Annotated in this window: 13 protein-coding genes; 8 read left to right on the top strand and 5 right to left on the bottom strand. The window is 41.1% G+C overall.

Annotated elements, in window-relative coordinates:
* From QZU58_RS08815 to QZU58_RS08800, 4 genes are all read right to left on the bottom strand, one after another.
* On the bottom strand, window positions 1–552 hold a 552-nt coding region (locus tag QZU58_RS08815), incomplete at its 3' end, for a restriction endonuclease subunit S (protein WP_294496106.1).
* Entirely contained in the window at window positions 545–2,179 is a 1,635-nt protein-coding gene (locus QZU58_RS08810; protein ID WP_294496104.1) for a class I SAM-dependent DNA methyltransferase, read from the bottom strand. The genes QZU58_RS08810 and QZU58_RS08815, both read right to left, overlap by 8 nt.
* 1 nt (window position 2,180) lies before the next feature.
* Window positions 2,181–5,462 (bottom strand): type I restriction endonuclease, encoded by a 3,282-nt coding sequence (locus tag QZU58_RS08805; RefSeq protein WP_294496102.1) that lies wholly within the window; start codon window positions 5,460–5,462, stop codon window positions 2,181–2,183.
* Window positions 5,463–5,487: 25 nt separating this feature from the next.
* The gene (locus QZU58_RS08800) at window positions 5,488–6,417 is read right to left on the bottom strand and encodes a DUF4268 domain-containing protein (RefSeq protein ID WP_294496100.1); all 930 of its coding nucleotides are present in this window, start codon (window positions 6,415–6,417) and stop codon (window positions 5,488–5,490) included.
* Between the two features lie 768 nt (window positions 6,418–7,185).
* Here QZU58_RS08800 and QZU58_RS08795 point away from each other — a divergent pair.
* The 6 genes from QZU58_RS08795 (at window position 7,186) to QZU58_RS08770 (ending at window position 12,075) form a co-directional block, all read left to right on the top strand.
* On the top strand, window positions 7,186–7,683 hold the full coding sequence (locus QZU58_RS08795) for a hypothetical protein (RefSeq protein ID WP_294496099.1): 498 nt from the start codon (window positions 7,186–7,188) through the stop codon (window positions 7,681–7,683).
* Between the two features lie 267 nt (window positions 7,684–7,950).
* Window positions 7,951–8,283 carry a hypothetical protein gene (locus QZU58_RS08790; protein WP_294496097.1) on the top strand — a complete coding sequence of 111 codons (333 nt, stop codon included), beginning with the start codon at window positions 7,951–7,953 and terminating at the stop codon, window positions 8,281–8,283.
* A complete protein-coding gene (locus QZU58_RS08785) occupies window positions 8,276–9,403 on the top strand; it encodes a DUF2800 domain-containing protein (protein WP_294496095.1) in 1,128 nt (375 codons plus the stop codon). Before QZU58_RS08790 ends, QZU58_RS08785 begins: the two co-directional genes overlap by 8 nt.
* Before the next feature lie 3 nt (window positions 9,404–9,406).
* Window positions 9,407–9,955 (top strand): DUF2815 family protein, encoded by a 549-nt coding sequence (locus tag QZU58_RS08780; RefSeq protein ID WP_294496093.1) that lies wholly within the window; start codon window positions 9,407–9,409, stop codon window positions 9,953–9,955.
* Window positions 9,956–9,963: 8 nt separating this feature from the next.
* Window positions 9,964–10,098, top strand: a complete 135-nt coding sequence (locus QZU58_RS08775; RefSeq protein WP_294496091.1) for a hypothetical protein — start codon at window positions 9,964–9,966, stop codon at window positions 10,096–10,098.
* A gap of 75 nt (window positions 10,099–10,173) precedes the next feature.
* On the top strand, window positions 10,174–12,075 hold the full coding sequence (locus QZU58_RS08770; RefSeq protein WP_294496089.1) for a DNA polymerase: 1,902 nt from the start codon (window positions 10,174–10,176) through the stop codon (window positions 12,073–12,075).
* Window positions 12,076–12,186: 111 nt separating this feature from the next.
* Here QZU58_RS08770 and QZU58_RS08765 read toward each other — a convergent pair whose 3' ends face one another.
* Window positions 12,187–13,143: a DUF4365 domain-containing protein gene (locus QZU58_RS08765; RefSeq protein ID WP_294496087.1), complete on the bottom strand. Its 957-nt coding sequence runs from the start codon at window positions 13,141–13,143 to the stop codon at window positions 12,187–12,189.
* A gap of 219 nt (window positions 13,144–13,362) precedes the next feature.
* On the opposite strand from QZU58_RS08765, the gene QZU58_RS08760 reads away from it, so the two are divergent.
* Together QZU58_RS08760 and QZU58_RS08755 are read left to right on the top strand one after the other, a co-directional pair.
* On the top strand, window positions 13,363–13,695 hold the full coding sequence (locus tag QZU58_RS08760; protein WP_294496085.1) for a hypothetical protein: 333 nt from the start codon (window positions 13,363–13,365) through the stop codon (window positions 13,693–13,695).
* Window positions 13,670–14,353: hypothetical protein (locus QZU58_RS08755; protein ID WP_294496083.1), on the top strand; the 684-nt coding region annotated here is incomplete at its 3' end. The genes QZU58_RS08760 and QZU58_RS08755, both read left to right, overlap by 26 nt.

Here is a 14,353-nt window from a genome sequence, read left to right as displayed (position 1 = left end):
TAAATTATCATTTATGCGGTTATTCAACTCAATTTTTCTATCAATATTGGAAAAGAACGAACCAATAGCATTCTGTTTTTCCATTGATGGAAGAGGTATTTTAATGCTCTCTATAGCTTCTTTTGACAGCGTGTATCTCTGCCCACTTCCACTGGCTTGGTTTGCAAAATACTTGCGCCCATAAGAATCGTTCAGTAAAGCATTTAGGTATTTCCCGTTTACCTTTCCCTCTTTCGGTGTAATCAATGCACAATGATAGGCCAAAACCACATCATCAAAATCTTCAGAAATATAAGTCGACATGCCTATATCAGATCTGGTTTCGCTATCTTTTGTGATTGCTACTTGCCCCTTTTTTAATGCAAATTTGCTGAATTCAGACTCATTAACCGAACCTTTCATGCATTTATCGACAATACTTTTGGTAATTGCCCAGTTGTAATAAACATCAGTAAAATTACACAACTTCACTGACTTTTCACCCTGAACAATCTTTTTGTCAATCGAACTTAATTCGACATTCGCAACTTCCGATAACTTAACCTTATTCATACTTAACCTTCTTTAACTGGCTCATTATCTCTTCCTGAAGCTGTGTTCCTTCCTCAAAGTATTTCCGAAGAGTTTCCTGATAGTCTTGCATTTTTTTATCAAACTCTTCTGGAGTTATGTCCACGTATTCAATTTTTACATCGAAGTATTGCCCAGCCGAAAAGCTATAATTCTTTTCCTTGATTTCATCAAAACTTGGAGTCACTGAAAAGTCGTCAACAAGTTTTGCTTCATGAAATGTAGAAACGATTTGCTCTATATCTTTGCTTTCTAAAACAGTTTTCTTATTCTTTCCGTCTTTTGACTCAACACCAAGTTTGCTGGCATCTATGAAAACCGGAGTTTCAATTCCCGCCTTATCTATGAATACAACACTTACGTTTGTTCCTGTGTTGGCAAATATGTTGCTAGGCATACTGACAACACCTTTCAAAAATTTATTATCAACCAAATATTTCCTGATTTTCTGAGCGATTGATCCTGCTGTTAAAAAACCAGTTGGAACAACAATTGCTCCCTTTCCTGCATCCTTGATTGAGGCGAGTACATGCTGGAAAAAGCAAAGATAAATCTCCATCGCATCTTTTTTCTTATCTTTGATGTTTGGGACACCTGCAAAGAAACGCTTATATGGATCTGCTGTTTTTAATTGATTTTGATAGTCACTAAAGTCAAGTTTAAAAGGTGGATTACTTACAACAAAATCAAACTTTTTGAGCTTTTCATTTTCATCCTTATGGAATGGATGAGTCATTGTATTACCCTTTATAACATGAGTCAGTGAATGCATCATGCTATTCAATATTAAATTTAACATTAACATTGTCGAGGATTTTTCACTAATATCCTGAGTAAACACAGAACATCTGTTCTCACCGATAGCATGAGCAAGAGCTATTATGAGGGTGCCAGTTCCGGCCGCAGGGTCATAGCATGTTACACTCTTTAAATCAGCATTTTTATCTACTAGCAGATTTGCCATTATATTTGCAACAGAATGCGGAGTGTAATACTCAGCATAAGTACCACCACCATTAGAATTATAGTCTTTTAACAAATGCTCGAATATTGTGGAAAAAAAGTCATAGCCTGCATCAAATACAGATTCAAAAGAAAAAGATGAAATGTTACCTATGAGGGCCTTACAAAAGGCATTTTTCTTGGGTGCTCCTCCAGAGATAAAATCGGAAATAGGCTTAATTATCGGAACTCTTGTATCATCTTCATTCACTATGTAAAAGACATCTCGATTGCAATCTGCTATGCCTTCCATAGTAGAATCAAGGATCTTAGCAAAATTTGCATCATTCTGTCTTTCAGCCATTTTTTTCAAGAGATGCTCTTTCTTCAATATAACAGTGTCAGACATTAAGTCACAGAGTTCATCGTATTCATCATCTGACATTTCTGCTAAAGACTCATAAATATCCTTACCGTCAGCAACTAAATCCGGCCTTTCATTTTTGGCGGCATAAATAAACTTGTCGTTCAAAAATTTATACAAAAACATCTGAACAATTACAATATATTCACTGCCAGAATTACCAAGTCCATTAACGCTTGTTGTCGTCTTAAGCCGATCAATCAAGTCTTTAGTTTGCTGCTGAATTTCTAGTGTTTTTTCCATATTAAGCTCTTGCTACTGCTGAAATTTTATATTCTTTATCAATTAAACCAGTCACAAAAATCCTTAAATCAGCATCTGTAGAGCCAAATGCAGATCTGAATTGTCTAGTAACTGATGATTTAATTTGCTTGTTAAAGTATCCAGGAACATTGATAACCTCCTCGTTATTAAGGCAAATCTCATCAACATCATCTTTAATGCTCAACAAAACATTATTAATCGCATTTTGATTTCTTGTGAGAATTGAGTAAACTACGTTCCCATTATTTTCATCTACTGCTGAAGGATCACGGTATCCATGCTCATTCAACTTTTCTTTGTTCTTTTCATATTCCTCTGCTTTTTCTTTTAGTCTTTTTTCAATTCTTACAAATTTAGGGTCTCCCTTATACTTAATTGCAAGAATATTATCCTCTTCATTCTTTTTCCTAATTTTCTTTAAAATATCATTTATTGCCTCAACTCTGTCATGCATGTTGAGCGATTTTACAGCATTTGGATCATTACCATCGACTATTCCTTTCTTGGATACCTCTTCGAGAAACGCCTGTTCCAAACTTATATACTCAGGATCTTCCGGATCTATATTATTCAAGAGCTGATTTCTAACATATGAAACAGCTTCCTTATATTGTTCAGCCAATTCTAAAATTTCTGGCTCACCAACTCTTTCAAAGCTAAATGTCAAATCTTCAAGAGCTGAATTCAATAAAGCCCTAACATCATTAACTTCATCTTTATGATGTAAATAATTCAAACTAAGAATTCTATTTTTTGCAGCTTTTATGAAATTATGCATTTCTGCAAAATTACAGTTGTTATTAAATTCCTCTCGCATCAATTCAGCATCGGATCCCTGACTCAACAACATATTGTGAATCCCCTGCAATAATTCAAGAGAGTTTTTAATTTCATTAACGCGTTTTACATCATCCTCTTGATTGAGCTGTTTTCCGAAAATAGTAGCGTTCTGAAGTTCAAACGGTTTAAGAGTTTCTATCGCCTTGGTAATCTGATTTCTCGCTTCGTCTTCAGTTATAAATAATTTATCAAGCGTAGAAACAGTATCTTTTCCATGTTCTTTTTCCAGTTCCTCTCTATAATTTTGATTGGTTTTGTTGTATTCCTGCTCTATGTCGGCAAAGTCTACAACGCAACCGTACTTTAAAGCTTTATAAGGTCTGTTAACTCTAGTCAACGTTTGAAGCAAATTGTGGTCTCGCACCATTCTGTTCAGGTACAGTTTCTTCAAACGTGGAGCATCAAATCCTGTTTGAAGCATCTGGTAGACAATCAAGAAATCAACTCTGCCATCTTTAAACAGATCAATCCATGCTTTTCTAGTTTCTTTATCATCACTATCACAAAGAATTAAAGCCGCTCTAAAATATCCTGGTTTAGCCGTAAAATTCTTTGACCCGGCTATTGTATCCGGTGGTAGGCTTTCGGTAAATTGTTCTCCTTCATCAACATATGTATTCAACTCTTCTGGGTCAGCATATTTATGAAGGAAGATGCTGTACATTTTCTGAGCTTGTTCACGACTGCTACAAACAACCATTCCCGCTAATGAATTATCGGATTGAGCAATACGATATTCTTTTAAATCATTAACAACATAATCAAGCAGTGGTGTAACGTAGCTCTTGTGAGAATATACATCTTTCATTCTGACATACTTAGGATCTACCTGAATTTTTCGTATTGTTTCCTGCATTACTCCTTTAAATGTTGATTTTATATTTTCACGCATTAACCTTAAAGTATATCCATCTGAGATAGACGCATTATAGTAATAGGTGTGTATATAATCGCCAAATATATCCTTTGTATTTATATCCTTTGTAATAATAGGAGTACCCGTTAATGCAATTTTTACCGCCTCAGTATCACTTCCCATAAGGTTCTTCAAGAAAGATCCCTGTGGATTGTAGTTTCGATGTGCCTCGTCAATGAAGTAAATTCTCTTAACCTTAACGTTATAGGCAGACTTTCCGATTACCTTTGAATCATCAGTAAATTTTTGGATATTTACAACAGTGATTTCCAACCGTCCTTCTTGATTTTGAGTTGTTAGAGGACTAGTAATAATATTTTTAAAATCTTCCTTATCTTGTATTGGATTAACTTTCAAACCTCGGCACGAAAATTCCATCTGTGCTTGAATCATTAGATCAAGCCTATCAACAATAAAGAAGAACTGTGGTATTACGCCTTGCTTAGAATAATAATCAGTCAAATATTTAACTGAGTAATAGGCAAGAGCTGTTTTTCCACTACCTTGAGTATGCCAAATTACACCTTTCTGAATTCCCTTATCCAGCATGCGTTCTATAGCTTTTAATGCAAATAATTGAGGATACCGCATTATGTGCTTTTGTTTACCGAAACTGTAATCGGCATAGGCTATTCCGTATTTCAGAAAGAAATAAAACCTTTCATAGCTGAATAAACTATTGCATATTCTCTTGGTTGGTGTATTTGAATAATTACAGTTTGTTTTATACTCTGAAAAATTAAGATACTGAGGAACATTATTATCCTTCAGCATCAATTCCTCTGTAACTCTTGAAACATTATGAACATGAATCTTTATAGGGAAACTATCCTGACCTTCCTCTCTGAAAGTAGAATACTTGGTATCTCTCCTGCCTATGGTTGCATAATAAGCTCCTTGCACCGGAGGTCGGTTTTCAGACGCATACTCCATATCATTGCTGAACACCATAATCTGGGTTAAATTCAAATATCTTCTAAAAGCCTGATTCTTGAACCTAACCTTCATCCTTTCTGTTTCAGCTTGAATACCATTAGTGTTGTTTTCCTTTTTCACTTCGATAAACGCTAACGGTAACCCATTGATAAAAATTGTTATGTCGGGTCTAAAATTATCAGATGACTTATCTCCGCAGGTAAGTTCAGTAGCTATTTGAAAAGTGTTATTCGCCCTAAAGTTTTCAGATGACGAGAAGTCGATCATTCGTTCATCAGGATTCAACAAAAACTCATTGTAGAATTGTTTTCCTAAATCATCATTACTTAAAGAATTTTTAACTTTTGAAAGCAACTGATTAAAATCATCTTCACTCTTTTGGGGGTTAAACTTGAAATAAGCTTTCTTCAATATTCCAGTCAAAATATTAGTCGCAGGATCTACATAAGTTTTTTCCAACTCCCCATCCTTTGTTTTAACTCCCTTGAACGAGATATAACTATACCCCATTTCCATTAGGTGCTTTATAGTTGGAAACTTAACTCTGCTATCCTCGCTAAATTCTGACATAACAAAACCCTCTTTTTATTAGCCTCTAAAGATATTTCTTAAAAGCTCTCTTAATACGAAGCATCATATCAATCAACCAATCAAATTGCCCAGTCCATTCTTCCTTTTCTGCCAGGTTTGCATTTCTGGTAATAACAATGCGACTTGCTTTCTTTTCAGGCATTTTTCGCCAATCAAATTTTAATTCAGCATCTTGCTCTATTCTGTCTTTATTGCTATATAGAGCATCGAACAATTCCTTATCATCATCTATCAATAACTCTGCATTAATTTCGTTTCTTTTCTTAATCTGAGCCACCGAAATTTTGCATGAAGATACACCTACCGCGAAGGTTAACCAATGATCGGTAGAAGGCTTTCTCCTATGAAATGCTTTAGCAAAATCGGGGTTTTTAAACGCATATTCTTGAAAAGCTTGCCAATACTCATAGCGTTGCTTTTGAGTATCTGTGGCGTATTCGCTTTTTTTGACCTCTTTTACCCAATCATTAGGTTTTTCAACCACATCAAACTTAACCGCGGGGTCTGAATTGCCTATTTTATAAAGTTTAATTTCACACAGAAAAAAGCCTAAACTATCATCAGTGTGATTATTAAGCCATTCAATTGCAGACTTATGTTCTTCTCGAGCATGACGAACTACCCAGATTATTACATTTGCATCTTTTCCTGAAGCATAGGTAATCAATTTACCTAGATGGTCGTGATTTGTATCTTCAAGTTGATTCTCAATTATAACCCTACGACCTGTCCCAGTTTCTGAAGCAAAAATGTCAACATTAAAATCACCGACGGAAGACTCAGTCTCCTCAACTGTTATTTCATCTAAACCAACAGCATCTGCTAAAAGTGCAATATTTTCTTCTTGTGACAGCCACGGAGTAAAATCACACGCTTCGTGAGGCCAAACCTTTCGAAGGTCTTCTATCTCAACTAATTTTCCTAGCACAGCCATAACTTTTCCAAACTTTAACGACAGCAGAATTTGACATTGTATAACGTAGTTCGAGCGATGTTAGCACAATTCTGATGTCTTTTTCGTAGCAATACCCACATTTTCAGCAAAAAGCCAATCTTAACGAATACTATTTAATCACATTAAACATAACTCCACGACCGTTAAGCCTGTCTTGCTCACCTCTTAACCAAATCTGCGACATACTTTGTACATTTGTCAACCACATGCACAAAAATCACTCCATCCCTTACCAAATAATCGCCGATTAAACGTTACTTTATCACAAATCAATGGAAAGAAAGCCTTTTCCTCTGTAAAATCCACGCTCTGTAATTTTTGTTATCCAGATCACATAATTACTTCATATTGACTAAAGCAGACACCACAAAAAGATGCCTGCTTTTTTTCGTATGGATCTTGACCAAACGTCAGATTTCACTAATCCCCCTGGCTACTTGTTGGGGGGATTTATTTTTTTACCAAAAGACAAAGGCTTAATTTACGGAACAGGTATCACTCATGTGAGATGTTCTATGCCTGCGTCATTGTGATCTGGACGCAATTTTTTTTAACCCGCCTGCGTAAGCACATCAAGTTGCAAATTGATGGTGCATTGCCCAAACAGGTGAATTTACTTAAACCGTCAGTGTTATGCACGCACTGTCATCCGAAACGGGGATTCCCCGGAAGGTGACATATGCACACTGTGACAATCAGCCGTGAAGGGCTTCTCCGCTTCGGTTTTTCCGAGTTGGAGAAACCTAAATGGCAAAAATCTTTGATAAACGAACAAGAACATGGAGAGAAATTGAACCTAAGGCTTATGCCGAATATATGAAATATTGCTGTGCTTTCAGGAAACGTCAGCGTCTTCACGGATGCTGTAACTGCACCAAACGCATGTGGTGGCTGTGTGATACAGACTGCCAAAACTGCGAATTCCAGTGTGAAGGCAACGAAACTCTGTCACTGGAGGCGGCTTCTTTTGTAGACGAGTACGGGAATGAGTGCTCACTTGAAGAATGCACGGCAGATCAGTCTGAGCTTGTTGAGAACCTTTTATGCGATGCGGACGAACTGCAGCATTTGCTCAAGCGTCTTGAGGAACTCATGCCGGAAGCTCTGCAGATTGGCAGACTCCGGGAAAGCGGAATGGCTGATGCCGTGATTGCAGATAAGGTAGGCATCAAGAGAACAACCATCAACTCAAGACTGAAGAAAGTTAAAGAAATCCTGTCGCAGGAATTTCCTGACAGGTTCTAGCTGAATGCCTTATTTATCAGACTCCGATTATAAAACACACAATCGGAGTTTTTTTTCAAAATTTTTTCGTCGGTTTTCGTCAAAACGCATTTTCGATGTCCATTGGATATTGTAGGCCCCACTAATCAAGGAGGTTAAACATGAGAAAGGCTTATCGAATTCCCCAGCGGAGGGGACGTGATCTGATTGAGGTGCTTACCGCGATTTCACGAGTATCCGCACGAATGGCAAGAACCCTTGCTGAACTTAAATCTAATGGAGTTTTTTATGACAATCGAACCAACGATTACAAAGCTTAAGAATGCTGCTGAACTCATCAGTGAAGCAATGAACGAGCTTTCTGCTTTTATTGAAAATGCTGAAACCAAACAGGTTTCTACCGAAAATGCTGCACCGGCTCCCGCCACTGTGGCTGAACCGGAAACTCCGAAATTATCCTTTGAGGATGTTCGCGGAATTCTGGCAGACATCGCCCGTGCAGGAAACCGTGAAGGCGTTAAGGCTCTGCTGGAAAAGTACGGTGCATCAAAGCTTTCTGCTCTTGATCCGAAGTGCTATGCCGACGTTCTCAAAGATGCGGAGGGACTCAAGAATGCCTGATTCTCACGCAATCCTGTCAGCCTCGGCCTCACACCGCTGGCTGATGTGCCCACCATCTGTCCGTCTTAGTGAGCAGTTTCCGGATGATGGCGGCAGTGAGTTTGCTGCCGAAGGCACTGAAGCTCATGAGCTCTGCGAGTTCAAGCTGAAAACAGCACTCGGAATGGATGCTGCTGATCCTACTCCCGAGCTTTCCCGTTTCAGCGAAGAGATGGATGAGTGCGCCACCGGTTATGCCACCTTTGTTCTTGAGCTGGTAAACGAGGCTGCCAAGTCCTGTTCTGATCCGAAGGTGCTCATTGAGCAGAGAGTTGATTTCTCGCAATGGGTAGCCGAAGGGTTCGGTACGGCTGACTGCATCATTGTATCCGATGGAACACTGCGCATTGTTGATTACAAACACGGTCTCGGTGTTCTCGTTGAGGCTGAAAACAATCCGCAGATGAAGTGCTATGCCCTTGGTGCATTGAACATTTTTGATGTGCTCTATGACATCGAAAAAGTCAGCATGACCATCTACCAGCCCCGCCGTGAGAACATCAGCACCTGGGAAATTTCCAGGGAAGAACTTCTTCAATGGGCTGAGAACACACTGAAGCCTGTAGCAGAACAGGCATTTGCCGGTAAAGGTGAATTCTGTTCCGGTGAATGGTGCGGTTTCTGTAAGGCAAAACACGTCTGCCGTGCCAGAGCCGAGGCAAACCTCATGCTGGCAAAGCATGATTTCAAACTGCCGGAGCTTCTTGAGGATGTTGAGGTCGAGCTGATCTTATCCAAGGCTGATGAACTTGCCTCCTGGGCAAATGACGTAAAGGAATACGCCCTGAAACAGGCTGTCAGCGGTAAGGAATGGCACGGCTGGAAGCTCGTGGAAGGACGATCAGTCAGAAAGTTCACCAGCGAGGATAAGGTCATCAGGGCTGTATGCGAGGCTGGCTTCGATCCGTTTGAGAAGAAGCTTCTAGGCATTACCGCCATGCAGAAACTCCTCGGAAAAGCCCGATTTGATGAACTGCTGTCAGGACTTATCATCAAGCCGAAAGGCAAACCAGCGCTCGTGCCGGTGAGCGATAAAAGACCGGCAGTTTCAAGTGCAACTTTAGATTTTAAGGAAGAATAAATTATGGCTACAAAAGTGATTACAGGTGTTAACACCAGATGGTCTTATGCAAATGTATGGGAACCTAAGGCAATGGAAGGCAGTAAGCCTAAGTTCAGTGTGTCTCTCATTATCCCGAAGTCAGATACTGTAACTGTTGGCAAGATCAAGGCTGCCATTGAGGAAGCCTTCCGTGACGGTCAGTCCAAGCTCAAGGGAAATGGCAAGTCCGCGCCTGCACTCAGCACCCTCAGAAACCCTCTCCGCGATGGTGATCTGGAGCGTCCGGAAGATCCAGCCTACGCCAATGCGTATTTCGTCAATGCCAACTCTACCTCTGCTCCGGGAATTGTTGATGCGGCAAAAAATCAGATCATCGATAAGTCTGAGGTGTATTCCGGCTGCTACGGCAGAGCGTCAATCAGCTTCTATGCCTTCAATGCCAACGGCAACAAGGGGATCGCCTGCGGTCTCAATAATCTGCAGAAGATTAGGGACGGTGAACCGTTGGGTGGCAAGGCAAGTGCCGAGAGCGATTTTGCCACTGAAGATGATGAAGACTTTTTAGGTTAGGAGGCGTTATGGATTCAAGTGAAATCTTTCTTACAGGCTTCGCTGCCGGGGTGTTTACCGGTGTTGTAGCGGCAATTCTGTTTGAGTTCCTCGGATTCCTCTTTACCGAGTTTCTGAAACGAAGAAAGCGTCGTGTGTGGTAACCGGAACAGGTAACTTTTAACAATTAATCAAGGGTGGCGGTTTGGTCTGCTGCCCTTTTTTGATAGGAGAACTTTATGAAATCTATCAGTATGGACGTGGAGACGTACAGCAGTGAGGACTTGCGGAAAAGCGGAGTCTACCGTTACTGCGAGGCTCCCGATTTTGAAATTCTGCTCTTTGCCTACAGTGTTGATGGCGGTGAGGTACAGCTTGTTGATCTCGCTTCCGGAGAAAAACTTCCCGAAGTGATCATCAATGCTCTGACGGACGATACCGTCATCAAATGGGCATGGCATGCAAATTTTGAACGAATCTGTTTATCCCGGTATCTGAGAGACATGGGCATTATCACAGGGTTCCTCAGCCCCGAAGGCTGGAGGTGCGACATGGTGTGGGCGGCAACTCTGGGACTGCCGTTTTCGCTTGAAGGTGCCGGTGCGGTACTTGGTCTTGATAAGCAGAAACTCACGGAAGGCAAAGAGCTAATCCGCTATTTCTGCAAGCCATGCTCCCCCACTCAGGCAAACGGCGGCAGGACACGAAATCTTCCACATCACGCTCCTGACAAGTGGGAAATGTTCAAGCGCTACAACGTCCGTGACGTGGAAGCCGAGATGGGAATACAGCAGAGACTGAGCAAGTTCCCAGTACCGGACTTCGTCTGGGAGGAATACCACCTCGATCAGGAAATTAACGACCGTGGTGTACTTCTTGATCTGGAACTGGTGCATCAGGCAATTGCCATTGATGAACGCTCCCGAAATGAGCTCATAAGTGCCATGAGGGAATTTACCAAGCTCGAAAACCCCAACTCGGTACAGCAGATGAAAGACTGGCTTGCCTGTAACGGTCTTGAAACGGAAAGCCTCGACAAGAAAGCCGTGGCAGAACTTATGAAAAACGCCCCGCCGGAACTCATCAAGGTTCTAACGCTTCGGCAGCAACTTGCCAAGTCATCAGTGAAGAAGTACCAGGCAATGCAGAATGCTGTATGCGCTGACGGCAGAGCCAGGGGACTCTTTAGCTTCTACGGAGCTAATCGCACCGGGCGTTTTTCCAGCAAAATCATACAGCTCCAGAATCTTGCGAGAAACAGCATGAGCGATTTAGATCAGGCACGAGCACTTGTCAGAACCGGTGATTATGACGCTCTATCCATGCTCTATGACGATGTGCCGGATACATTGTCTCAGCTCGTCAGAACAGCCTTTGTGCCACCGGAAGGAAAGCTCTTTTATGTAGCTGACTTTTCTGCCATTGAGGCCAGAGTGATTGCATGGTTTGCCGGAGAAAAATGGAGGTCTGAGGTATTCCGTAAAGGTGGTGATATCTATTGCGCCAGTGCCAGCCAGATGTTTAAGGTTCCTGTGGAAAAACACGGTGTAAACGGGCATCTGAGGCAGAAAGGAAAAATTGCGGAGCTCGCCCTTGGTTACGGCGGAGGGACTGGTGCATTAACAGCCATGGGGGCCCTTGAGATGGGACTCAAGGAGGAAGAGTTACAGCCCCTCGTCAATGCCTGGAGAAATGCCAATCCGAATATTGTGAAGTTCTGGTGGGCTGTCGACAATGCCGTAATGGAAGCGGTGAGCGAACGAACCTCCACCAAAACACACGGTCTCGCGTTTTCCTTCAAAAGTGGCATGCTGTTTATTACCCTGCCTTCCGGCAGAAAGCTCGCTTACGTTAAACCGCGTATCGGCATGAACCAGTTCGGCGGTGAAAGCATCACGTATGAAGGCATTGGAGCTACCAAGAAATGGGAGCGTCTCGAATCCTATGGTCCCAAGTTTGTGGAAAACATCGTGCAGGCAACCGCCCGGGACATTCTGTGTTATGCCATGAAGACTTTACGGCACTGCAACATAGTTATGCACATCCATGATGAAGTGGTCATCGAGGCAGATCCCCGCGTGAGTCTGGATGCTCTTTGTGAACAGATGGGAAGAACTCCGCCATGGGCCGCCATGGGCTGAAGGCTTAATCCTTACCGCCAGCGGTTACACATCGCCCTACTACAAAAAGGATTAGCGCCTTAACTTGATCGGTATCTTGGTCGGTGACTTAGTCGGTCGGCACCGATCAAGTTAACATGTTGTTTTGTATGATTTTACATTTGAGTAAGGTCGAGACATTGAAGTATACCGGTCAACAGTTAAAAAGGATTTACCCAAATCATTTAACCCCATGATAAGCATAAACTCAGAAACTTCACCACAATGATCTATTCCTCGAATTGGAGGTAAGGAACTTCGATATTCTTCAAACGAGTCACCAATGACAAAATATTTGCCTTCTTCATCATCATAATAGTTCTCACTTTCTAACCATTGTTCGTAGTCACTATTCTCGTAATACTCCTCATCAATAGAAAAGTCAGCCCAAGGAAATAACCGTTGAAAAACAACTTCACCTGAATCGTATGGAAAATAATAAGGGTAAGAATAAGTTTCTATCTTTCCTAGATGTTCAACAATAAGATCCACATTTCTGATCCCTAAAGTCTTATGAATCCATTCCTTTGCATGAAGTTTTACTAAACCGCCACTTTCAATAATCTCCATAAAAATCTTCTGCGACAGCAAAAAATTGTAATTAGTAATGTAATTTGGCAAATTTGTGTACTTTTTTAAGATATCGTTTGAAAAATCATCTAAAAACACTTGCTTTTCAGGGACTGCAATGCGATATCCGTTATTTGTTTTCACAATAGTTTCATTTGTTAGTTTTTGCCAAATACATGTATTATCATTTGGATTATAAAGAACAATAATGCACGGTAATGGATATGTTGTCCAATAGTTATATTGCCTATCATCGATCCCTCTAAAAATAATGTTTCCGTCTTTTTTTTCTCTGAAAAAACTTTCACCACTTTTTATCTGTATGGCAAGAAGTCTCTGAGTTTCTCCATCTGTATCGTTAAACTCCATATGTGCATCGATACCAATATCACCTATTGGCTGTTCTCTAAAAATCCAATCATTTTTGTTTGCAACATACTCGCAGAAAGATACTCCAAGACGTTCAATATTATTAGCCATTATCTTCCCCTTTTCTTACTCGTGTTTCTTACTTAATTTTACGGGATCAAAACGATTAAATTAACCAAACTGTTATGGCTCCTGGTTCAAATTGCTCACTCTTTAACCAAAAAATCACTTTTTTTCATTTCGTTTCGTCAAAACGACCTTTTCACGTCCATTGGAATATTGAGGGGGCGGGAAAACCCCGAGGTTTAATCAATTTCTATTGGAGATTTTATGTTCGAGATTAAAGAAAAACAGAAAGTTCTGCCCGACGGAACCAGGCTTACCACCTTCACCCGTGAAGTAACCAGTGCCAATGTGCTGGAGGTTGAAGCAGGCACTAACGGCTTTAAGGGCGGTAACGCAGAACACGGCAGCCGTACCTACATCCGCATCACCGGCATCGGTAATACCGACATGTTTGTTAAGACGGTACGCGGTCGTAACGGCAATACCGGTGAGGTCGAATTTATTTTAGGCGGTGACTGCGAACTTGAAACCATCATCAGAGCATTGAAGTTCCAGCGGAGGTTGTGGACTAATGACCTGTTTAAATTCGCCATTTAAGAGCAGAGATGAAATGAAAGAGGCGATGCTTAATGGGCTCGCCAGCATTTTAACTATCGATGAATACAGAAAACTGTCTCAGATTTTTGCCACTATGCCGGACTCTGAATTTGATCAGATTGCTGCAGAGTGTGCAGTGTCTGTTAAGCGTGAAGGCTTTTCCTATAAGGAGCTTGTGAAGAAGAGAGCTGAATTCAATAAGAAGCGAAATGTTACCTTTGAAAATTCTGCTCTTAACTGCGTTTCCATGACTCCTCTGAGGGATGACGTTCGTGATGAAGTGTGGCGGGATATCTCTCAGAGCCGTCCGACTGACCGCATTCATCTTAAATCCAAAGATGATGAGGCTGTATCCAGGTTCTGGAAACAGTTCTGCTACAGGGAAATGCTCGATAAGGGAGGTATTCCTTCAGATCTGTTTTTCTCGGGAAACGTACCTCTTCTTGACTGCGAAATAACAGTTGATGAGAGAGATAAGCCATTCGGTCAGCTTGTTACATACCGAGTTGTCATATACCCGGATTATATGGAGCGAATCAAAAATAGCGGGGATGAGCCTGCAGATGTCGGTGCTGTGGTAACGGAGTTTATGGGGCATAAATTCTTTATACCGATTCTTGTGTTTTACGGTGTTGATTTTGTGCTCATGTCAAATTGC

It is taken from the genome of uncultured Ruminobacter sp. (assembly GCA_902764345.1).
In the GTDB taxonomy this organism is placed as follows: Bacteria; Pseudomonadota; Gammaproteobacteria; order Enterobacterales; family Succinivibrionaceae; genus Ruminobacter.
This window is presented reverse-complemented; position numbering and strand designations above follow the sequence as displayed.

Coding starts and splice junctions, on each gene's coding strand:
- QZU58_RS08765 (WP_294496087.1), bottom strand. CDS start 13,143: ATGGCTAATAATATTGAACGTCTTGGAGTATCTTTCTGCGAGTATGTT.
- QZU58_RS08805 (WP_294496102.1), bottom strand. CDS start 5,462: ATGTCAGAATTTAGCGAGGATAGCAGAGTTAAGTTTCCAACTATAAAG.
- QZU58_RS08780 (WP_294496093.1), top strand. CDS start 9,407: ATGGCTACAAAAGTGATTACAGGTGTTAACACCAGATGGTCTTATGCA.
- QZU58_RS08775 (WP_294496091.1), top strand. CDS start 9,964: ATGGATTCAAGTGAAATCTTTCTTACAGGCTTCGCTGCCGGGGTGTTT.
- QZU58_RS08810 (WP_294496104.1), bottom strand. CDS start 2,179: ATGGAAAAAACACTAGAAATTCAGCAGCAAACTAAAGACTTGATTGAT.
- QZU58_RS08760 (WP_294496085.1), top strand. CDS start 13,363: ATGTTCGAGATTAAAGAAAAACAGAAAGTTCTGCCCGACGGAACCAGG.
- QZU58_RS08795 (WP_294496099.1), top strand. CDS start 7,186: ATGGCAAAAATCTTTGATAAACGAACAAGAACATGGAGAGAAATTGAA.
- QZU58_RS08800 (WP_294496100.1), bottom strand. CDS start 6,417: ATGGCTGTGCTAGGAAAATTAGTTGAGATAGAAGACCTTCGAAAGGTT.
- QZU58_RS08785 (WP_294496095.1), top strand. CDS start 8,276: ATGCCTGATTCTCACGCAATCCTGTCAGCCTCGGCCTCACACCGCTGG.
- QZU58_RS08790 (WP_294496097.1), top strand. CDS start 7,951: ATGACAATCGAACCAACGATTACAAAGCTTAAGAATGCTGCTGAACTC.
- QZU58_RS08770 (WP_294496089.1), top strand. CDS start 10,174: ATGAAATCTATCAGTATGGACGTGGAGACGTACAGCAGTGAGGACTTG.